At 63.3% G+C, this 18,886-nt stretch carries 19 protein-coding genes and 1 pseudogene; 16 read left to right on the top strand and 4 right to left on the bottom strand.

The window, feature by feature from the left end; genetic code table 11:
* Positions 1-22: 22 nt before the first annotated feature.
* The gene (locus tag FNL14_RS23840; RefSeq protein ID WP_142061205.1) at positions 23-850 is read right to left on the bottom strand and encodes an IclR family transcriptional regulator; all 828 of its coding nucleotides are present in this window, start codon (positions 848-850) and stop codon (positions 23-25) included.
* 130 nt (positions 851-980) lie between these two features.
* On the opposite strand from FNL14_RS23840, the gene FNL14_RS14660 reads away from it, so the two are divergent.
* From FNL14_RS14660 to FNL14_RS14650, 4 genes are all read left to right on the top strand, one after another.
* Positions 981-1,847, top strand: coding sequence for an alpha/beta fold hydrolase (locus tag FNL14_RS14660; protein WP_220126183.1), 867 nt, complete (start codon positions 981-983; stop codon positions 1,845-1,847).
* 77 nt (positions 1,848-1,924) lie between these two features.
* Positions 1,925-2,131: a hypothetical protein gene (locus FNL14_RS23335; protein WP_181762653.1), complete on the top strand. Its 207-nt coding sequence runs from the start codon at positions 1,925-1,927 to the stop codon at positions 2,129-2,131.
* Between the two features lie 64 nt (positions 2,132-2,195).
* Positions 2,196-3,197, top strand: coding sequence for a malic enzyme-like NAD(P)-binding protein (locus FNL14_RS14655; protein ID WP_220126182.1), 1,002 nt, complete (start codon positions 2,196-2,198; stop codon positions 3,195-3,197).
* 512 nt (positions 3,198-3,709) lie between these two features.
* Positions 3,710-4,237, top strand: coding sequence for a shikimate dehydrogenase (locus FNL14_RS14650; protein WP_181762651.1), 528 nt, complete (start codon positions 3,710-3,712; stop codon positions 4,235-4,237).
* A 340-nt stretch (positions 4,238-4,577) separates the two neighbouring features.
* Here FNL14_RS14650 and FNL14_RS14645 read toward each other — a convergent pair whose 3' ends face one another.
* Both FNL14_RS14645 and FNL14_RS14640 read right to left on the bottom strand, forming a co-directional pair.
* Positions 4,578-4,901, bottom strand: a complete 324-nt coding sequence (locus FNL14_RS14645) for a hypothetical protein (RefSeq protein ID WP_142061199.1) — start codon at positions 4,899-4,901, stop codon at positions 4,578-4,580.
* Positions 4,902-4,940: 39 nt separating this feature from the next.
* Positions 4,941-5,759 (bottom strand): cyclase family protein, encoded by an 819-nt coding sequence (locus FNL14_RS14640; protein ID WP_142061197.1) that lies wholly within the window; start codon positions 5,757-5,759, stop codon positions 4,941-4,943.
* A 344-nt stretch (positions 5,760-6,103) separates the two neighbouring features.
* On the opposite strand from FNL14_RS14640, the gene FNL14_RS14635 reads away from it, so the two are divergent.
* From FNL14_RS14635 to FNL14_RS14605, 8 genes and pseudogenes are all read left to right on the top strand, one after another.
* Positions 6,104-7,438 carry an MFS transporter gene (locus FNL14_RS14635; RefSeq protein WP_142061195.1) on the top strand — a complete coding sequence of 445 codons (1,335 nt, stop codon included), beginning with the start codon at positions 6,104-6,106 and terminating at the stop codon, positions 7,436-7,438.
* 51 nt (positions 7,439-7,489) lie between these two features.
* A complete protein-coding gene (locus tag FNL14_RS14630; RefSeq protein WP_142061193.1) occupies positions 7,490-8,629 on the top strand; it encodes a thiolase family protein in 1,140 nt (379 codons plus the stop codon).
* Positions 8,626-8,943 carry a Zn-ribbon domain-containing OB-fold protein gene (locus tag FNL14_RS14625; protein ID WP_142061191.1) on the top strand — a complete coding sequence of 106 codons (318 nt, stop codon included), beginning with the start codon at positions 8,626-8,628 and terminating at the stop codon, positions 8,941-8,943. Before FNL14_RS14630 ends, FNL14_RS14625 begins: the two co-directional genes overlap by 4 nt.
* The gene (locus tag FNL14_RS14620) at positions 8,940-10,535 is read left to right on the top strand and encodes an ATP-dependent acyl-CoA ligase (RefSeq protein WP_255470853.1); all 1,596 of its coding nucleotides are present in this window, start codon (positions 8,940-8,942) and stop codon (positions 10,533-10,535) included. Before FNL14_RS14625 ends, FNL14_RS14620 begins: the two co-directional genes overlap by 4 nt.
* 32 nt (positions 10,536-10,567) lie before the next feature.
* Positions 10,568-10,771: pseudogene (locus FNL14_RS23660) on the top strand (LysR family transcriptional regulator); the annotation flags it as partial.
* A 48-nt stretch (positions 10,772-10,819) separates the two neighbouring features.
* A complete protein-coding gene (locus FNL14_RS14615; protein ID WP_255470862.1) occupies positions 10,820-11,545 on the top strand; it encodes a LysR substrate-binding domain-containing protein in 726 nt (241 codons plus the stop codon).
* Between the two features lie 145 nt (positions 11,546-11,690).
* The gene (locus tag FNL14_RS14610) at positions 11,691-13,409 is read left to right on the top strand and encodes a thiamine pyrophosphate-binding protein (protein ID WP_142061186.1); all 1,719 of its coding nucleotides are present in this window, start codon (positions 11,691-11,693) and stop codon (positions 13,407-13,409) included.
* 70 nt (positions 13,410-13,479) lie between these two features.
* On the top strand, positions 13,480-14,355 hold the full coding sequence (locus tag FNL14_RS14605; protein ID WP_142061184.1) for a PaaX family transcriptional regulator C-terminal domain-containing protein: 876 nt from the start codon (positions 13,480-13,482) through the stop codon (positions 14,353-14,355).
* A 76-nt stretch (positions 14,356-14,431) separates the two neighbouring features.
* Here FNL14_RS14605 and FNL14_RS14600 read toward each other — a convergent pair whose 3' ends face one another.
* Entirely contained in the window at positions 14,432-14,830 is a 399-nt protein-coding gene (locus FNL14_RS14600) for a RidA family protein (RefSeq protein WP_142061182.1), read from the bottom strand.
* Between the two features lie 133 nt (positions 14,831-14,963).
* On the opposite strand from FNL14_RS14600, the gene FNL14_RS14595 reads away from it, so the two are divergent.
* The 4 genes from FNL14_RS14595 to FNL14_RS14580 are packed head-to-tail and all read left to right on the top strand — an operon-like array spanning position 14,964 to position 18,886.
* Positions 14,964-15,812: a fumarylacetoacetate hydrolase family protein gene (locus FNL14_RS14595; RefSeq protein ID WP_142061180.1), complete on the top strand. Its 849-nt coding sequence runs from the start codon at positions 14,964-14,966 to the stop codon at positions 15,810-15,812.
* Between the two features lie 5 nt (positions 15,813-15,817).
* Positions 15,818-16,300 carry a cupin domain-containing protein gene (locus tag FNL14_RS14590; protein WP_142061178.1) on the top strand — a complete coding sequence of 161 codons (483 nt, stop codon included), beginning with the start codon at positions 15,818-15,820 and terminating at the stop codon, positions 16,298-16,300.
* Positions 16,301-16,305: 5 nt separating this feature from the next.
* Entirely contained in the window at positions 16,306-17,178 is an 873-nt protein-coding gene (locus FNL14_RS14585) for an acyl-CoA thioesterase II (protein WP_142061176.1), read from the top strand.
* Between the two features lie 49 nt (positions 17,179-17,227).
* Complete coding sequence (locus FNL14_RS14580) at positions 17,228-18,886, top strand: AMP-binding protein (protein WP_142061174.1); 1,659 nt, start codon at positions 17,228-17,230, stop codon at positions 18,884-18,886.

Below are 18,886 nucleotides of genomic sequence, written 5' to 3'. Positions count from 1 at the left end.
GGCCTTTGATTTCGCCTGACAGCTAGTGGTGGCTTTTCGTTGACTGATACGGCATGCTGTCGTCGTACGTCCGCAGGAGACCCCCCCTGATATCGCTCGACGTTGCCCACAGAGCGCGCAACAAATCCTGCTCGTCACGACGCTCAAGAGGCACAGTGACAGAGATTGCTGCAACCACCTGCTCCGAATCCGGGTAGACAACCGGAACTGCCAGCGCCTTGGCCCCCCGGAAGCATGTCGATCGCTCTTCCGCATAGCGACGCGTCCGGATCCCCGCCAATATAGCGGTAGCCTCAGCTTGGTTGCGCGCACCGAGTGCCGCCAGACCGGCGGTGTCAAGCTGATCTATCGTGCCCGGATCCGAGTGTGCCAGGAAGATACGACCTGACGCGGTCGTATGAAACGGGACACGGTCACTTACGGAACTGATGACCACGACTTCGTTCCGTCCAGCGATTCGGTCGAGATACACACACTCGCCACCCTCAGGGACCGCGAGGTGCACGATTCCACGAGTCACAACCCGGAGATCCTGCATTGCTGGTCGCGCTACGTCGCGGAGGATCGCTGGACCGGGGACCATTCGACCCAATTCGAACACTTGCAAACCCAACTGGTAGCCGCCAAGAGTCCGCGTGAGATAGCCCAGTTCCACCAGTTCCGTAGCAAGCCGGTGCGCGCTGGCTTTAGAGACGCCGGAACGGCGGCTAAGCTCCGTTAACCCCAGCGTCGAAACACCCTGCCTAAACGCGCTCAGCAACAGATGTGCCTTCGAGAGTACAGAGTCGGGCTGACTGACGTCCGGCCGTCCCGGTGCTTGGACGTTTCGCTGCACAGTACTCACTTGCATTCTCCTAGTCCATGATGGCGCAGCGGTTCGAGCCGCTATCCAGATTGTTCATTATTTAACCACGGATCCTACGCGAGCGGTCCGGTGAGCGGACCACTCGCTGTGTAGAGCAGTAACAGCAGGGCGATGCTTGACAGCAAACATCGAAGGGAAATCCATGTCCGAAGTAACACTCCGCTACGGGTACGCCGAGACGCCACTCGGTCAGTTGCATTACGCCGAGGCAGGTGAAGGTGAAGCTGTGATCCTGCTTCACCAGACGCCGCGTTCTCTTGATGAGTTCCGCGAGGTGCACCCACTGCTGGCGGCGAAACGCAGGGTGATAGCGATGGACATGTACGGATTCGGCATGTCCGCCAAACCCGCGCCAGGCTGCCCTCAGACCATTGAGCAGTACGCAGCTGGTGTGATCGCACTCGCCGACGCCCTTCAATTGGAGCGCTTCACTTTAGTCGGTCATCACACAGGAATGTTTGTGGCCTCCGAGGTTGCTGCCGCCTTGCCTGACCGCGTCTCGGCGTCAGTCCTGTCAGCCGGGGCCTTCGCCGATTCGCTTTTTCGCACCACCCGCCAAATGAGCGAAAGCACGTCCCCGGGCAAAGGCGTAGACGTGGTCACCGGGCAGGAGGACGGTGAGCATCTCAAGCAACTGTGGGCGAAGCGGTACTCCTTCTATCCGGAGGGGCGGCCTGATCTCCTGGACCGCTTCATTCGGGATGCGCTGGCGCCAGGCGTCGACCCAGCCGAGGGCCACCGTGCTTGCGCACGGTATGTCATGGAAAACCGCGTTGGGCTCGTCACAGCTCCAATCCTGTTGCTCGCCCCCACTGAAGACCCGGTCTCTTACCCGCACACCCACAAGATCGCGGCCGCATATTCAAACGCAAAATCTGTTCAGATCGTGGAAGTTGAAGGTGGTCGGATCCCTCTTATGGAGCAAAAGAGTGCCGAAGTAGTTGCCGCGATCGAGCATTTCCTAGATTCTTTAGCCCTTTGAGGCAACCAGAGAAATCCACTCGAGATGCCGACAAGATCCGCCGATGAGCTCCAGATGTCTGCGATGAAGAAGGCGCGTTGGCAGAAGAAGCCGGTCAACCAAGTCCAAACGGTCTTCTGGAACAGAAGTTCTACATCTTCCGTAATCCAGATGTAGGACTACCGATAGCCCTTGAGAGCAAAGTGAAAGCCGAGAAAGTGAAAGAATCGTGGGCCATGCATGAACATCGCCGAGGCATTCCCAAACCCTTCGTGCGGATGGAGGCAGGGGGGGGGCCTTCTTGAGAATGGCTGGGCTGTCTCGGGGTGCCACTCCACTGACCGCGATAGAAACCTGCGAAAGGTGGCGGTGGTCAGCGACAGGCGGTCGCGCATCAGTGGCCCCGGCGCACGGAGCGGCGACTCCGGGCCCGGCAAGGCGGCAAGGCAAGCCCGCTCCTGGGTTTGTGGTGAATTGCAACTGCTCCCGATAACTTTTGGGAGTCAAAATCTGGTTGAGTTCGTCGACAGTGTAAAGCAGATCAGTCACCACGTTGATGCCATTTGTCTCGACAGCATTTCGGCCTCACGATGCTATGAGATAGAAACTATCTTGAATAACGAACTGCAAATTCCCGTTATGCATAATGAGCAACACGGATCTGCCATCGTTGCCTATGCTGCGCTGATTAATGCTGCTCGATTGAGGGGCCGAAAAGTTGGGCAACTCAAAGTGGTCGTAGCAGGAGATGGCCCCGCTTGCACGGGGATAGCTGAGCTTCTCCTCGCCCGGGGCACCGCCGACATTATTCTCGTGGACTCCCAAGGCATTGTTTCCCGGGACCGTAGTGAGTTGAATGCCGTGCAGGATGATTTAGCATGGCTCACCAACCCGGGTAATCGGACAGGCGGATTGAAGGAAGCGGTCAACGGAGCAGACGCCGTTATCGCATCAGATGGTGAGGCAATGACTAAACTGCACCTTGAAGGGCTGGCCCGCGAGGCCGTTGTTCTTGAACTCGTTCCGTCGCATCCCTGGGTTGCACCCTCCAGGGAGCCGACAGATGGGGCCGGGAAGCCCGTGTTTTCCACTCGGATCAACAAGTTTCTCGCGTTCCCAGGCACATTTCAGGGTGCCCTTGACGGCGGATCTAAGTGCATCACGTTGGACATGAAGATCGCGGCAGCGGGTGCCATAGCCGACATTGCCGCGGAGAAGCACCTGTGGCGTGATCAGGTAGTCCCGGACCGGCAGGACCGCGACGTAACCCGCGCGGTGGCAAGAGCTGTTGAAACTACCGCGCGCAGATCGTTGGAGCCAACAATTCTCCTGCCCAAAGGATGCCAGCTGTCCAACTCACCTAATCCCTAGCGCAAACTGTGAGGCCCATACCTTCGAGGCAATATCTTCCCAACTGGAGGAACTGATGAATGACGGGCTGACCGGCGCGGGCCTCGGCGCCCTCATCGAGGCGCTCCTTGACAGCGCCGACCTCCGCGTTTTCCTGCAGGGCCTGGTGTAGATTGCGGGCGCGGAATTTGCCAATGGGGAAGAGTCGGCGCACTGCAGTGTGACGGTGTGGCGGAAGCGCCGTCCGATGACGATTGCCAGCAGTGACCCGGAGACGGCGGCGTTGGATGAGGTCCAGTATGCGACCAACGAGGGCCCCTGCATCAAGGCTGCGCTGACAGGACGGGCCGCCGAAGTCGTGGACACACGGGCGGAGACCAAGTGGCCAAGATTCATCGCAGCCATGACCGCCAGTCACATGCGCTCCGTGCTCGCCGTCCGGATCCCGCTTCAGACCTCGGACGGGGACACAGCCCAACTGCCAGATCGCCGGTGCCACCAATGCCGTCCTCAGGCGAGATGACGGATCACTGTTGGCCGAGCAGTTCGACGGAGCAGGCTTCGTCCGCGGCGCCCTGCGCAAAGGATTCGACCCTCACGGCAAGCGGGCCCTGGTCGTCGGCAACGGCAGCGTGGGCTCGCCGATCGCCGCCTCACTGGCCGGCCTCGGACTTGCCGGCATCGGCTTGTTCGACCCCGATACAGGCGCCTCCGAAACGCTCGCCCAGCGCATCAGCGCGCACTACCCTGACGTGCAGATCGCCATGGGGTCCAAAGATCCCGAGGGCTACGACCTGATCGTCAACGCCACCCCGCTCGGCATGAAGGACGGTGACCCCGTGCCTGTCGACATCGACCGGATCACCCCCGGCTCCTATGTCGGGGACGTCGTGCTGAAGGCCGGAATGACCCCATTCCTGCAGGCCGCCAAGCAGAAGGGATGCACAGTTCAAGTGGGCAGCGACATGCTGTTCGAGATGATCCCCGCTTACCTCGAGTTCTTCGGATTCGGCACTGCGACAGCCGAAGAACTGCGCACAACAGCGCAATTGCCCTTATGAAGAAAGGCCTCCGTGACGATGAGGTGGTTGTGAGTGGACCCAAGGCATCCCTCAACCGATAAAGATCCTTGCGGCATGACAGCCCGAAGCCGGCCTCGGGTGGCCACCCCGATAGTGGTGGCCTACTCGTTTCGGGCGATCGTCCTAATTTGCATTTCTCGGAGAGGGCACGCGCCGCTCTCACGCGCTGGCATCAGAATAGAGCGAAATTCCGCTTCCCTGACAGTGGCTCCATGATGTTCTCAGAATCCACCCTGACAGTCGCCGGAAGTTCGAAAACACGGAAAGTCAATGGAGTTGCACACCTTATGAAGTCTATTTTGGGCAGTGGGCGGCCATGTCACCTGATGTAAAACTGGCCGGACGTCGGAGAACAATCCAGAGCTCCACCCCACAGGCCGAGTCCTCCCACGTCAGGCCGCTCCGAGTCAGGTTGGGTTGTGCTGCAGCCTGACATCTGGACAAGAAGGCGACCGTCATTGATCAACTCGTCATCGAGTACGGAACTAACCACACCAGCGACCTTCCAGCCTTGGTTGATCAGCCCTTGGGGATTGAGGCGCTCGTACTCGATGAAACCGTCGCCGTCCTTGTCTCCATAGTCACGGATCCACTCCAGAGCACGGTCCGCTTGGGGCAGCAGCCCGGCGCCGGGCTTCTTCATGTCAGCCCACGCCACTGAACGCCCCCGGTGTCCTCCTGATCAATGCATCTGGTTTGCGTCAACTAGGGCGAGCACGCGGGCCGGGCTGCCGGTTCCGCCGACGATCGGCAACGGGGCCACGATGAGCGCTGCGCCGACTGGCGGAAGCTGCGCCAGATTCCGCAGCGAAGTGATGCCATACTTATCATTTCCCAGCAGGAAGTGATGGGCCGGGAAGGGGGGCTGTTGTCCGGCGGCTGCGCCGGCGTCAATGCCGACCGTCTCCACGCCGATTCCGGACAACCCGGATTCTTCTGCAATCCATTGGGCGCATTCGACTGTAAATCCGGGGGAGTGGGGGTTGCCCTGTTCATCCTTGTTCAGGAAGCGTTTACGGTCTTGAGAGCGGTTGTCCCACCCGGTACGAACGAGGAGCCAGCCACCCTCTGGCAGGGATCCATACTCCGACTCCCATGCGCGGATGTGGTGAACGTCCAGCAGGAAGTCGGGGTCGGAGGCTGCCTCTGCAGTGACGTCCAGGACAAGGGCCGGGCCTACTAACCGGGCTGGCTCGATCTGGGCGACGTCCTTGCCGTCGCGCCCGGTGGCCCAATGCACCGGGGCGTCCAGATGAGTGCCGATGTGCTCACCCGTATGAATGTTGTGGTGCTTCCAGTAGGGCCCTGGCTCGTTGTACGCGGAGACCTCCTCGAGCGAGAAATCAATGAGATTCGCAAACGGTGCCGGTAACTCCAGTGTGGGCGTGGCGGCCGAGAGCGGAGTAGTGAGGTCCACTACGCCGGTTCGTTTGGTGCCAAGATCACCAAGCAGGCGGGCCAAGCCAACCTGCCGGGCGTCATTCACAGCGTTTAGTTCCATGAGAGCTCCTAAAGTGTTCACCCCAGCGGAGGCCAGAGGATTGCGTGGCTGCCCGCGGCGCGTACGCAAGGGCCAATGGCTGCGACGTTAGCACCGCCCTGTCTGGTCCGGAACACCTACTGCCGCATATCCGACTGCCTTACCGGAACCTGCATAGACCCTGGCGATATAGGCATTCGACGGGGCCCGCCCCGGGAGGGACACTGAAATAAATCAACGTAACGCCCGTCACATTTACCAACCCGCTCGCGGGGGGCGCACGCCAGATCAGCAGGGACAAGGCCGGGACGTGAAATCGGGCTGGCCGTCAATTGCCACAGTTTCAGCAGCACTAAGGAGCAACAATGTCACATCCCCAAACCCCATCGCAGGGACAACGTCCCGGGGTCCGCAAGTACGTTGTTGCCTCACTCGTCGGCAATGCGCTCGAGTGGTACGACTTCTTCTTGTACGCCACGGCCTCGGCCATCGTTTTTGGCCGTTTGTTCTTCCCGGCCGACACAGACCCGCTCGTGGGCACCATGGCGGCTTTTGCCGGATTCGCTGTCGGGTTCGCCGCCCGCCCCTTGGGTGGAATAATTTTCGGCCACATCGGAGACAAGCTGGGGCGCAAGCAGTCGCTGGTCATGACACTGACAATCATGGGGATCAGCACCATGCTGATGGGCTTGCTGCCCACTTACGCCCAGGTTGGGGTGTGGGCGCCAGTGTTGCTCATCGTCCTTCGAATCCTTCAGGGCATCGCCGCCGGCGGCGAATGGGGGGGCGGCGTTCTGATAATCAGCGAAAACAGCGGCAACTCACGCCGGGGCATGCTCGCAGCCTTCAGCCAGGGCGGCATCTCGCTCGGCTTCGTGCTGTCTTCCCTGGCCTTCTTCCTGGTCCAGTTGATGCCCGAACCGGAGTTCCTGGCATGGGGTTGGCGTCTGCCGTTCCTCGTCAGCATCGTTCTGTTGGGTGTGGGCGCCTACATCCGCCTCAAGCTTCCCGAATCCAAAGAGTTCACCGAAGTCCGCGAGAGCCGTCCCGAGCGCCGTGTCCCCGCGCTGGATGCGATAAGGGCCCATCCCCGCGAAATCCTCATTGCTATGGGCCTTCGCGTCGCTGAAAACGGCGGCTCGTACATCTTCCTTTCCTTCTCGATCGTCTACGGCGTCCACGTAGGAGTAGACAAGGGGCTGTTGCTCCTGGCCGTGGCGGTGTCGATGCTGGTCTCGTTCGGCGCTTATATCTTCTTCGGATACCTCTCTGACCGCATCGGCCGGCGCCCCGTGTACGCCTTTGGTGCCGTGGGTATGGGTGTGATGGCCTTCCCGTTCTTTGCAATGATCGATGCCAACACCCCTGTGGTGGTGATCCTTGCCTTCCTTATCGCCAACGGTGTTTGCCACGGTGCCATGATCGGAACCCAGCCTGCGTTCTTCCATGAGCTGTTCTCCGCCGAAGTCCGGTACTCCGGCATGGCGATTGCCCACGAAATCGCTGCCGTGTTCGCCGGCGGGGTAGCCCCCATGATCGCCACGGCCCTGCTGTTGAACTTCAACTCCTCCGCGCCGGTGTCGCTGTACCTCACTGGCATGGTGCTGGTGACCCTGATAGCGGTGGCTGCTGCGCGCGGCCGGAAAAAGCATGATGATCAGCGTCAGGAAATGGGCCAGCCGGCTGAGACTGTCTCCTAATCGTCCGTTTCGTCCCGCTCTTTGCTTGCAGTCACCCCAGAAAGGACCGAAGTGACGGTCTCCATTATCGGAACAGGTCAATCGCCTTACACCCGCCACCCCCAACCGGGGACGGAAACATCCCAGGTTATCGCTCGTGCCGTCCGCAACGCATTGCGAGAAGCAGGTCTCACCCCGGGTGACGTTGACGGGTTCGCGGTCTCCAGCTTCACGCTTAACCCCGACCATGCCATTGACTTGGCCTGGCGGATGGGCCTTCGCCTGACCTGGCTGATGCAGGATACGAACGGCGGGGCAAGTGCCGGCGGCATGCTCCAGCATGCGGTGCGGGCGATCGAGGCCGGTGATGCCAAAGTCATCGTTCTTGCTGCAGGGGACCTGATGGACGGTCCGGCATTCTCACGGCTGGTTGCCAGCTACAACCGTGCGACCCAGGACCACCTTGCGCCACTGCCGATGAAGGGACCCAACGCCCTGTTTGCGATGCTCACCACCCGGCAGATGGAGGCGCTCGGACTTACCCGTGAAGATTACGGACGAATCGTTATCGCCCAACGCGAATGGGCCGTGGACAATCCCGGGGCTGTCTACCGGAAAGCCCTCACCATGGACGAATACCTCAATGCGCCGGCCGTCGCCACGCCCTTGGGTCGCTACGACTGCGTGCCTCCGGTAACCGGAGCCGACGCCGTCGTCCTCGTGGCTGACCCGGGCAACGGCACACCCCGTGCAAAGGTGCTCACGGTGCGGGCGTCCTACAATGCAGACCAGCAGTCCGGTGGCGGGCTGGAAACCGGCCTCCGGTCGTGCGCCCGTGCAGGATGGGAAGAAGCCGGAATCGGCCCGGCGGATATCGGCCTCGCCTGCGTCTACGACGATTACCCCTCCATGGTGGTGGCGCAGCTGGCGGACCTCGGCGTTCTGCCGGCTGATGATCACCCTGCGGGTTTCATCAAGCGGCGCATTGCCACCCGGGACCTGCCGGTCAATACCTCCGGAGGTCAGCTCTCCGCGGGACAGGCAGGAGCCGCCGGCGGGATGCACGGGCTCGTTGAGGCAGCCCGCCAGCTGATGGGCGCTGCAGGAGAACGTCAGGTTTCCGCCCGCCATGCTGTGGTCAGCGGATATGGCATGGTCCTGTACCGCTATGGCGCCTGTGCCACCATGTCGGTGCTGGAGGCTGCGTCATGAGCGCCATAGTTCAGGAGTGCCGGAGCTGCAGCACCCTCCTCTTCCCGGCCCGCCTCTTTTGTCCTTTCTGTGGCGGGGACAGCTTCTCAACAGTTGCAGTGGGACACGGGACGCTGGAGGAAACCACCACCCTCTCTGACGGTGTTGTCCTGGCAACCTTGAGCATCGACGGCGGGCCAAGGGTCATCGCCCGCCTGACCGGCCCCGGCGCCGAAACGGGCCAAAATGTGCCCCTGACCAATGACCCCAACACCACTTCCGGCGTCCACGCCTACATACCTGTCCACTCAACCGTGAATGAGGACCACTCATGACTACGACACTCGCTGAACGGCGCCAGCGTCCGCTGACCATCCCGGAGATGCTGCTTGAACGCGCCCGGAAATCTCCCACGGCACCCCTGTTCCGCTGCGGCAACGTACGCCGCGACAGCCAGGCAATGGTTGACGCCGCCGCCACTGCAGGAGGAATGCTGCGCAGCGCCGGAATCGAGCGCGGACAGACAGTGGCACTGATGTCCTCCAACCGGCCGGAGCTGCTGGACCTGATCCTCGGCTGTGCCTGGATTGGTGCCGTGGCCGTGCCTGTGAATACAGCCAGCCGCGGGGAACAGCTGCGGCACGTGCTGGAGAACTCCCAGGCCGAACTGGCTGTGGTCGAAGCCGAACTGCTGCCTCACATCGCCGCGGTGGCGCCAGCTGGCCTCGCCGCAGTCTGGGTCATTGACGGACCTGCTCCCGAACTCGATGCCCCCTTCGAGGTGCAACCGCTGCCGGAACCGGGGCCTGCCGTGCCGGCAGTGGTCAGCGCTCCGGCCGACACTGCAGCCATCCTGTACACATCAGGAACCACTGGGGTTTCCAAGGGTGTGCTGTGCCCGCAAGGCCAGTTTTACTGGTGGGCGGTCAACATGTCAGACCAGCTGGGGCTCCGGCCGGATGACGTCCTGTACACCTGCCTGCCGCTGTTCCACACGAACGCTCTCAACGCCTTCATGCAGGCCATCGAAAGCGGCGCCGAGTATGTTCTGGGCCCGCGGTTCTCCGCATCGCGGTTTTGGGCTGACGCCTCTTCTGCAGGAGCCACGGTGACGTATCTTCTGGGGGCCATGGTGGGGATACTCGCCGGCAAGGATCCGGGGCCCGGTGATCGGGACCACGGGATCCGGCTGGCGCTCTCTCCGGCAACCCCTGCCCGGCTGGTTGAACCTTTCCGGGAGCGGTTTGGAGTGCTGCTGCTGGATGGTTACGGCTCCACGGAGACGAACTCCGTAATTGGATCAGCTCCGGATCAGTGGCGCCCGGGCTATGTAGGCAGGCTGCGGCCCGGATTCTCCATCCGGGTGGTGGACTCCGACGGCGTGCCCGTTCCCGCCGGCGTGCCCGGGGAGCTGTTGATCCGCAGCGACCAGCCCTACGCCATGGCTACCGGATATCATGCCATGGCCGACGCAACAACGAAGGCCTGGCAGGACCTGTGGTTCCACAGCGGAGACCGGGTTGTCCTTGACGAGGACGGATGGGTGCGCTTCGTTGATCGGATCAAGGATGTTATCCGCCGCCGCGGCGAGAATATCTCCTCCGTGGAAGTTGAGCAGGTGTTGCGGCAGCATCCTGCCATCCAGGACGCCGCCGTATATGCCGTCGATTCGGAGTTGGGGGAGGATGAGGTCATGGCAGCACTCATCCTGCGGGAGCCGGTCGATTTCACCGAGTTGTGTGATTTCTGCGGTCCGCGTCTGGCGTCGTTTGCCATCCCGCGCTTCCTGCGCGTGGTGGATCAACTGCCCCAGACCGAGAACGGCAAGGTACGCAAGCAGGTGCTCAAGGCGGCCGGCCGCGAGGCAGCCCAGTGGGACCGGGAAGTCGCGATTCCACGCCAGACCGCTGCGGCCGCTGCGCGCTGATTGCCTGGAGGGCGAGCCCGTAGGATAAAGAGATGGACCTGCGGGCGCTGCTGACCACCCATTTGAAGCTGCGTCATCTTGTGATCGTGCTTGCAATTGCAGAACAAGGGAGCCTGGTCCGGGCTGCGGAAGAACTGTATTTGACGCAGCCGGCCTTGAGTCGGGCCTTACGGGAAGCCGAGCAAGCGGTCGGAGCGCCGCTGTTCGAGCGGACCGGACGCGGCATGGTACCCACACCGGCCGGGCAGGTGTGTCTCGAGCATGCTAAGGCAATTGTCGGTCACGTGGGTACATTGCGCCGCCGGGTGGATGAGCTGACCGATCCGGAAGCAGGAGTGGTCCGGGTGGGTGCCCACGTTACCGGCGCGAACCTGCTGATCCCGCGGGCCGTGGCCCGCTTCACGGCTGACAGGCCACGGGTGGAGGTGCTGCTCCGGGAGGCGCCGCCAGAAGCCCTTATACAGGAGCTGGGAAACGGCGATCTCGACCTGCTCGTCGGCCGGGTTACTGAGCATCCCAGTACATCCCGGCTGCGGCTTGTCCCCTTGTATCGGGAGGAATTCCGGGTTGTTGCCGCACGCAGCCATCCCGTGCATGCCCTTGCGGAGGTCGCACTGAAGGACCTCGTCCGGTACCCCTGGGTAGTGCCGCTGGCGCATACGCCGTTGCGTGACGAACTCGAGGAGAACTTTCGCAGCGCCGGCCTGACCCCTCCCGGCCAGCGGGTGGAATCCGGAACCCCTGCCACCTTGCGCACGCTCGTGGCAGAGGCCGGATTCCTCGCCCTGATGCCGGAGTCCATGGCCGTGGCGGAACCGGGCCTGCAGATGCTCGAGCTCCACCTCGCCGGACTCGCCCAGCAGGTTGGCATCCTGCTCCACTCGGACAGGCCACTGGCGCCCAACGCCGAACTGCTCGCCGGGAAACTCCGCGAGGTGGGCGAGGAGATCCGGCGCGAACTCCTCGTCACCGTCCCCGCAGCAGTGCCGCCTCACGATGCCGCCCTCTGAGGGCGCACCCGGCTCCCATCATGTTTCAGGTTCTTGACGCTCGTAAAGTTTGAGCTATACCATCATTATAGAGCGGAACCTTGCCCGCGCCATCGACGTCGCCGGCTATCCCTTCCGCGCACTGTCCCCAGGAGGAGAAGAGACAATGACTGTTATCACCAGCAGGTTGGGAGGCAGTGACGTGGTTACCCAAGACGATTCGGCTGCCCTTGCAGCCACCAATGTCAGCGAACTCGTCGGATATACGCTCGCCCGGCTCGGCGTGGGCCACATCTTCGGCGTGGTGGGCAGCGGGAATTTTGTGGTGACCAATGCGTTGCGCCGGGCCGGAGTGCCATACACCGCGGCCCGTCATGAAGGCGGTGCTGCCACAATGGCCGATGCCTACGGGCGGATGTCCGGAAAAGTGGGCGTCGTCTCCACGCATCAGGGCTGCGGGCTGACCAACGCGGTGACCGGAATCGGCGAAGCCGCCAAGAGCCGCACGCCCATGATCGTCGTCACTGCCGATACGGCCGCTTCCGCCGTAGGTTCAAACTTCAGAATCGACCAGGACGCACTGGCCCGCAGTGTCGGCGCGGTGGCCGAGCGGATCCATTCACCCCACAGCGCCGTTGCCGACACCGTCCGGGCGTACCGGACGGCGGTCAACGAGCGCCGGACGGTGGTGCTGTCCCTGCCCACGGATGTCCAGGCGGCGCCCGCGCCGGATGGCACTTCCGTGCCGGGGCCACTGGTTCCGCCGCAGCGGTTCGCGCCCTCGGATGCGGCCGTTGACGAGCTGACACAGCTCCTTCGAAGCGCCCGGCGACCGGTCTTCGTGGCCGGCCGCGGTGGCCGCACGGCAGGGCCGGAAATCGCGGCACTTGCGGAGGCTTCGGGGGCACTTGTGGCAACCTCCGCGGTCGGGCATGGCCTGTTCCAGGGCGACCCGTTCAACCTGGGCATCTCCGGCGGCTTTTCCTCACCGTTTACTGCCGCGACCATTTCCGAAGCGGACCTGATTGTGGGGTGGGGGTGTGCCCTGAACATGTGGACCATGCGCCACGGTTCGCTGATCGGTGCCACGGCCAAAGTAGTCCAGGTGGACGTTGAGGACCGCGCCCTTGGAGCCAACCGGCCCATTGACCTCGGAGTGCTGGGCGACAGCGCCGAAACAGCAGCGGCTGTGCTGGCCAGGCTCCGGTCGCTCGGCCACAACCAGGTAGGACTCCGGACCCCGGAAATGGCGGAACGCATCGCACGCCACGCGCGGTGGAATACGGAGCAAACAGAGGATTTGTCCACCGCCGAGGCCATCGATCCCCGCGTGCTGAGCCGGGAACTTGACCGGATCCTTCCGGCCGAGCGAATTGTGTCCGTCGATTCCGGCAACTTCATGGGCTATCCCAGTACCTACTTGTCCGTGCCGGATGAGTTCGGTTTCTGCTTTACCCAGGCGTTCCAGTCAATCGGCCTCGGATTGTACACGGCCATTGGTGCTGCCAAGGCCCGGCCTGACCGGCTGCCCGTCCTGGGAGCGGGCGACGGAGGTTTCCTTATGGCCATCGCTGAACTGGAGACGCTGGTCCGCGAGAGAATCCCGCTGGTGGCGATCGTCTACAACGATTCCGCCTACGGTGCCGAGGTCCATCACTTCGACGCCGACGACGAGGACCTGGATGTCGTACGGTTTCCGCAGGTGGATATCGCCTCGATCGCCCGCGGATATGGGGCTGCCGCGCTCACGGTCCGTACGGCGGGAGACCTTGCCGGCGTCGAGGAATGGCTTGCAGGGCCCCGGGAAATGCCGCTGGTTATCGATGCCCGCATTGCTTCCGACGGTGGTGCATGGTGGCTTGCCGAAGCGTTCAAGGGTCACTAAAAATGGGTTGGCAAGTCTTTGAAATATGCTTGGAAGGACTGTGACCCTGACAGAATCGAGACCCGGCCGAATGCTTGCTGTGCCTGTTCCTCCCCTGCCCCAGCAGCAGCTCATCCTGACGATCTACGGTCTCTACGGGCGCCGCGGCGGCGGCCAGCTTCCCATTTCGGTGCTGATCCAGATGCTGGGCGAGCTGGGCCACGATGCGCCAGGCGTCCGCTCGGCCGTCTCGCGGCTGAAGGCCAAAGGCGTCCTGACGAGCGTCAAGAACGGGGGAGTGGCCAGGTACGAGCTCTCCGAGCGTTCACTGAAGCTGGTGAGTGAGGGCGATGAACGCATCTTCGCCCCCTACCGTGCAGCCACCGGAGCCCCGTGGGTCCTGGCCATCTTTTCCGTGCCGGAGTCGATGCGGGACAGGCGGCACCAGTTGCGCACCGAGCTGACGAGGCTGGGTTTTGGTTCCATGGGGGCGGGTGTCTGGATCGCTCCCTCCGGAGTGCGGGAGGGCGCAAGGCAGCGGCTCGAATCGCGGGGGCTGGACGAGTACGTGGAGTTTTTCACCGGGGACTACTCGTCGGAGTCAGACATGCGGGCGAAGGTTGCCCAATGGTGGGACCTGGAGGCGTTGGAGTCGCAGATCTCCGAGTTTATGGACACGTACGGCGGATCGCTGGAGGACTGGACGGCGCTGGTGGGGGATGATCCCGAGAAGGCGCTGGCCTCTTCCTCGGAGGAGCTTCGCCGGGACGCTTTCCGCTATTACGTGCCCATGCTGACCCTGTGGCGGCGCTTGCCCTACCGTGACCCCGGCCTGCCTCTTGAGTACCTGCCGGCGGGCTGGCAGGGGCCCGAGGCGCGCCGGATCTTCTTCAGCGTGCACCGCCTGATCGCTCCGCTGGCAGAGCTGTACGCCATGTCCCTGGTGGAGGAAGCGGAAGCAGCCTAGAAAACCAAAGGCCCGGGAACCTCAGGAGGATCCGGCCGGCCAAGTGGTCGGCCGGATCCTCTTTTGCTTTCCCGGGTCAGCGTTCGCTGATCACGGCGATGGCCTGGATCTCGATCAACGCCTCTTCCTGCCATAGCCGGGTGACGCCGATGCCTGCCATGGCCGGGTATTGCGAACCCGCCATGTCACGCCAGATCCGGCCAATTTCGCGTCCATGGGCCATGTAGTCCTCCACGTCGGTGAGGAAGATGGTCACGTTGACCAGGTCGTCAGGCTGGCCACCGGCCTCGCGGAGCGTGGTGAGGACGTTGGAGAAGGCCTGCGTGAACTGCTCCACGATGCCGCCGGGGACGATCTTCATGTCCTTGTCCAGCGCCGTCTGACCGCCCAGGAACACCGTGTTCCCGGCGAGAACTCCGTGCGCGAACCCGGACGGTTTGGGAAGGGATTCCGGGTTGATCGTCTTGTGGCCCATGCTGTTCCTCCTGCTGTGTGGCGTCTGAAAAAAGTTCCGGAAAGGCTCTGTGCAGATCAATTCCGCCGTGCTACGTTGAGCATATGTGACGATCGTAAAAAAGTCGACACATCATCTCGAAGGGACAGAATCAATGAAACTCGCCACCTTGCGCACAGCCGGACAGGGAACGACGGCGGCACTCGCCACGGCTGCCGACGCCTACCTCGCGCTCCCGGCCTCCGACGTCGGGGAACTGCTGGCACGGGCGGACTGGCGGGATGTGGTTCGTGAGGCAGCCGCAGCTGATCCGGTGGTGATTGAAACGGCGGACGTTGACTACGCCCCCCTTCTTCCCCGCGCCGGCAAGGTCATCTGCTGCGGATTGAACTACGCGGACCACATCCAGGAGATGGGCAGGGAACTTCCCCTGTACCCCACCCTGTTCGCCAAGTACGCCGATACCCTGGTGGGAGCAACCGACACCATTGAGGTCCACGGAAGCGACCGCGTCGACTGGGAAGCCGAGCTGGCCGTCGTCGTCGGTTCAGAACTGTTCCGGGCGGACGAGGATGAGGCAGCAGCGTCAATAGCAGGCTATACGGTCGCCAATGACGTCTCCATGCGCGACTGGCAAAACCGGTCACTGCAGTGGTTCCAGGGCAAGTCATTCGACGCCACCACCCCGGTGGGACCCGTCCTGGTCACGGCAGACGAGGCCGGCGAAACGTTCGACGTCGTTGGCTACGTCAACGGCGACGTCGTCCAGAAGGGCAATACGGGAACGCTGGTGTTCGGCCCGGCAAGACTTCTTTCCTACATCTCCCAGTTCACAACCCTGCGCCCGGGCGACCTCGTCCTGACAGGAACACCCGGGGGAGTGGGCATGGGCATGACACCGCCCCGGTTCCTGAACGACGGCGACGTGCTCACCACCGAAATCACAGGAATCGGACGCCTTGAAAACGTGGTCCGCATCCGTCCAACATCAACCAAGGAGTGACCGCAATGAACCAGACAGCCACCGACTATCGCCTCGAAGGCGACAACTCCATCTACGCCCAGGCCGACGGCAAGGTAGTCCCCGTGGTGACCCGGGCCGGTCACGAGGACACGAACACCGCCCAGTCAGGTGACTGCATCCGCGTCTCGGGCGTCAGCATCCAGCACACACCTGCCACCAAGATCTGGTTCGGCCAGGTGTCCAACACCCCGGGGTACCGCTCGCTTCCGCACCACCACGGCGAAGCTGAAACCGGCGGCTACGTGCTGCGCGGCCACGGCCGCATCTACTTCGGGGAACACTTCCAGGAATTCCTCGACATGAAGGCCGGCGACTGGGTCTTCGTCCCGCCATTCATGCCCCATGTGGAGGCAAACATGTCCGTCACCGAGGAACTCGTGTGGCTGACCGCCCGCACCCCGGAGAACCTTGTGGTCAACCTCGACGACGTCGCCGACGAGTCCCTCGCCGGCTACCGCAGGGCCTGACCGCCATGATCACGGGCACCCTCACCTCGGAGACGTTCCTGCGGGCCATCGAGCTGACGCCCGCTCCGGCCGAGGTCTACGACGAAGCCTACGAGGCAGCCACCCAGTACGTGCCCTGGCCCAAGGCCTACGGCGGGGACATGGTGGCGCAGGCGGCCGCGGCAATGATGCGGTCAGTCGATGCAGACAGGGCGCTGCACTCAATGCACAGCTACTTCATGCGGCCCGTCGACGTCGGGGCAACCATCCGCTACGAAGTGGAACGGCTGCGTGACGGACGGGGGTACTCCACCCGGACCGTCCGTGGATTCCAGAACGGCAAGGCTGTCTACGCCGCGATGGGTTCATTCCAGGTGCCCGAGGACGGCCCGGACTTCCAGCCCGAGGCTCCCGCCGGCGTCGAGCCTGAGTCACTGCGCAGTGCAGCTGAAGCCTTGGAGGGGACCGACGGGGCTGCCGCCGACTATTGGTCCGCCGGGCGCAGCTTTGACATGCGGCATGTACCGGGACCGGTCTACGTTGACTTGGAGGGCGGCCCCGTTCCCCACCAGGTCATCTGGGTCAAGGCCTTCGACGCCCTGCCCGACGACGCAGACCTCCACCGCTCCGCCCTTGCCTATGTCTGCGACTACACCATCCTGGAACCGCTCCTGAGGGTCAACGGGCTCCACTGGTCAAGCCCCGGACTCGCCACCGCCAGCCTGGACCACTCGATGTGGTTCCACCGCGACGGCCGTGCGGACGAATGGATCCTCTACGCACAGGAAGCCGTGTCCGGCCAAAGCAACAGGGGCCTGGCCATGGGCCGCTTCTTCGACCGCCAGGGACGGCTCCTTGCCACCGTCGCCCAAGAGGGCATGATCCGTCCCGGCGGATGACATGCCATCCACCCCGACCACCTGCCGACGCACCACTGAAAGGACGGCCATGAGCATGACGCCATCGGCCCACGTGGACACGTTCACCCGCGACCACCTGCCGCCCGCCGACACCTGGCCGGCGCTTGAATTCACCCTCCCGGAACTGCAGTACCCGGAACGGCTTAACGCCGCCGTTGCACTCATCGACAACGCGGTCGCTGAACACGGTACGGACAGGCCTGCCCTGCGGACTCCGGACGGCACCGTCTGGACCTACGGCGAACTTCAGCAGCGCGCCAACCAGGTAGCCCAGGTCCTCACGGAAGACCTTGGCGTCCTGCCCGGAAACCGGGTGCTGCTGCGCGGTCCCAACAATCCGTGGATTGTTGCCGCCTGGCTGGGGGTGCTGAAGGCCGGGGCAGTGGTGGTCACCACCATGCCCATGCTGCGCTCAGGCGAGGTTGCCACGCTGATCCAGCTCACCCAGCCTGTGGTGGCCATTTGCGATCACCGCTTTGTGGACGAGCTCGCGGTTGCCGCGGCCGGGACCCTCACCGTTGTGCCGTATGGAGGGTCCGACGGCGGGGACCTCACCGTCCGCTGTGCCGCCAAAAACGGCAAGTTCCAAGCGGTGGACACCGCCGCGGACGACGTGGCGATCCTGGGACCGACGTCGGGAACCACCGGCGTGCCGAAGGTGACCATGCATTTTCACCGGGATGTGCTGGCCAACGCGGACACGTTCGCGCGGTACATTTTGCAGCCCACCGCCGACGACGTCTTTGCCGGTTCGCCACCCCTGGCGTTTACCTTTGGCTTGGGCGGACTGGTGATTTTTCCGCTGCGGTTCGGCGCCTCCTCCCTGCTCACGGAGAAAGCCGGCCCCGTGGAGCTGGCCGAGTACGCGGCGGCTGCCGGCGCCACTGTCCTCTTCACCGCTCCCACCGCCTACCGTGCCATCCTCAAGCAGGGCCGCGGCGAACTTCTTCGCGGCCTTCGTGTCGGTGTCTCTGCCGGGGAACACCTCTCCAAGGAAACCTGGGAAGCTGTCCGCGACGCCACGGGCATCCGGCTGGTCAACGGCATCGGTGCCACCGAAATGCTGCACGTCTTCATTTCGGCAGCCGGTGACGATATCCGCCCCGGCACCACGGGCCGGGCTGTCCCTGGCTACCGGGCCACCATCCTTGACGACGATGGCAACGAACTCGGTCCCGGGAACCACGGGCGCCTGGCGGTCATCGGCCCCACTGGATGCCGGTACCTCGACGATCCGCGCCAGTCCAAGTACGTGCTCAAGGGCTGGAACGTCACCGGAGACACGTTCTCCATGGACGAGGACGGCTACTTCACCTACCAGGCGCGCTCGGACGACATGATTGTCTCGTCCGGCTACAACATCGGCGCCCCGGAGGTCGAAGCGGCCATCGACCAGCACCCGGACGTCGCCGAGAGCGCGGTCATCGGCCGTTCCGACCCCGAGCGCGGCACCCTGGTATGCGCCTTTGTAGTGCTTTGCGACGGCGTCATCGGCGACGCCGCCAAGCGCAAGGAAATCCAGGACTTCGTGAAGGCGTCCATCGCGCCGTACAAATATCCCCGCGACCTCCGCTTCGTAACCGAGCTGCCCCGCAATCCCAGCGGCAAGCTCCAGCACTTCAAGCTCCGCGAGATCATCGCGGGCGAAACCCAAGAACTCACCGCCGCCGGCCAGAGCCAGGCATAA

Source organism: Pseudarthrobacter sp. B4EP4b (genome assembly GCF_006680095.1).
Lineage (GTDB): Bacteria > Actinomycetota > Actinomycetes > Actinomycetales > Micrococcaceae > Arthrobacter.
This window is presented reverse-complemented; position numbering and strand designations above follow the sequence as displayed.

Coding starts and splice junctions, on each gene's coding strand:
- FNL14_RS23840 (WP_142061205.1), bottom strand. CDS start 850: ATGCAAGTGAGTACTGTGCAGCGAAACGTCCAAGCACCGGGACGGCCG.
- FNL14_RS14645 (WP_142061199.1), bottom strand. CDS start 4,901: ATGAAGAAGCCCGGCGCCGGGCTGCTGCCCCAAGCGGACCGTGCTCTG.
- FNL14_RS14640 (WP_142061197.1), bottom strand. CDS start 5,759: ATGGAACTAAACGCTGTGAATGACGCCCGGCAGGTTGGCTTGGCCCGC.
- FNL14_RS14635 (WP_142061195.1), top strand. CDS start 6,104: ATGTCACATCCCCAAACCCCATCGCAGGGACAACGTCCCGGGGTCCGC.
- FNL14_RS14625 (WP_142061191.1), top strand. CDS start 8,626: ATGAGCGCCATAGTTCAGGAGTGCCGGAGCTGCAGCACCCTCCTCTTC.
- FNL14_RS14620 (WP_255470853.1), top strand. CDS start 8,940: ATGACTACGACACTCGCTGAACGGCGCCAGCGTCCGCTGACCATCCCG.
- FNL14_RS14610 (WP_142061186.1), top strand. CDS start 11,691: ATGACTGTTATCACCAGCAGGTTGGGAGGCAGTGACGTGGTTACCCAA.
- FNL14_RS14605 (WP_142061184.1), top strand. CDS start 13,480: ATGCTTGCTGTGCCTGTTCCTCCCCTGCCCCAGCAGCAGCTCATCCTG.
- FNL14_RS14600 (WP_142061182.1), bottom strand. CDS start 14,830: ATGGGCCACAAGACGATCAACCCGGAATCCCTTCCCAAACCGTCCGGG.
- FNL14_RS14595 (WP_142061180.1), top strand. CDS start 14,964: ATGAAACTCGCCACCTTGCGCACAGCCGGACAGGGAACGACGGCGGCA.
- FNL14_RS14590 (WP_142061178.1), top strand. CDS start 15,818: ATGAACCAGACAGCCACCGACTATCGCCTCGAAGGCGACAACTCCATC.
- FNL14_RS14585 (WP_142061176.1), top strand. CDS start 16,306: ATGATCACGGGCACCCTCACCTCGGAGACGTTCCTGCGGGCCATCGAG.
- FNL14_RS14580 (WP_142061174.1), top strand. CDS start 17,228: ATGAGCATGACGCCATCGGCCCACGTGGACACGTTCACCCGCGACCAC.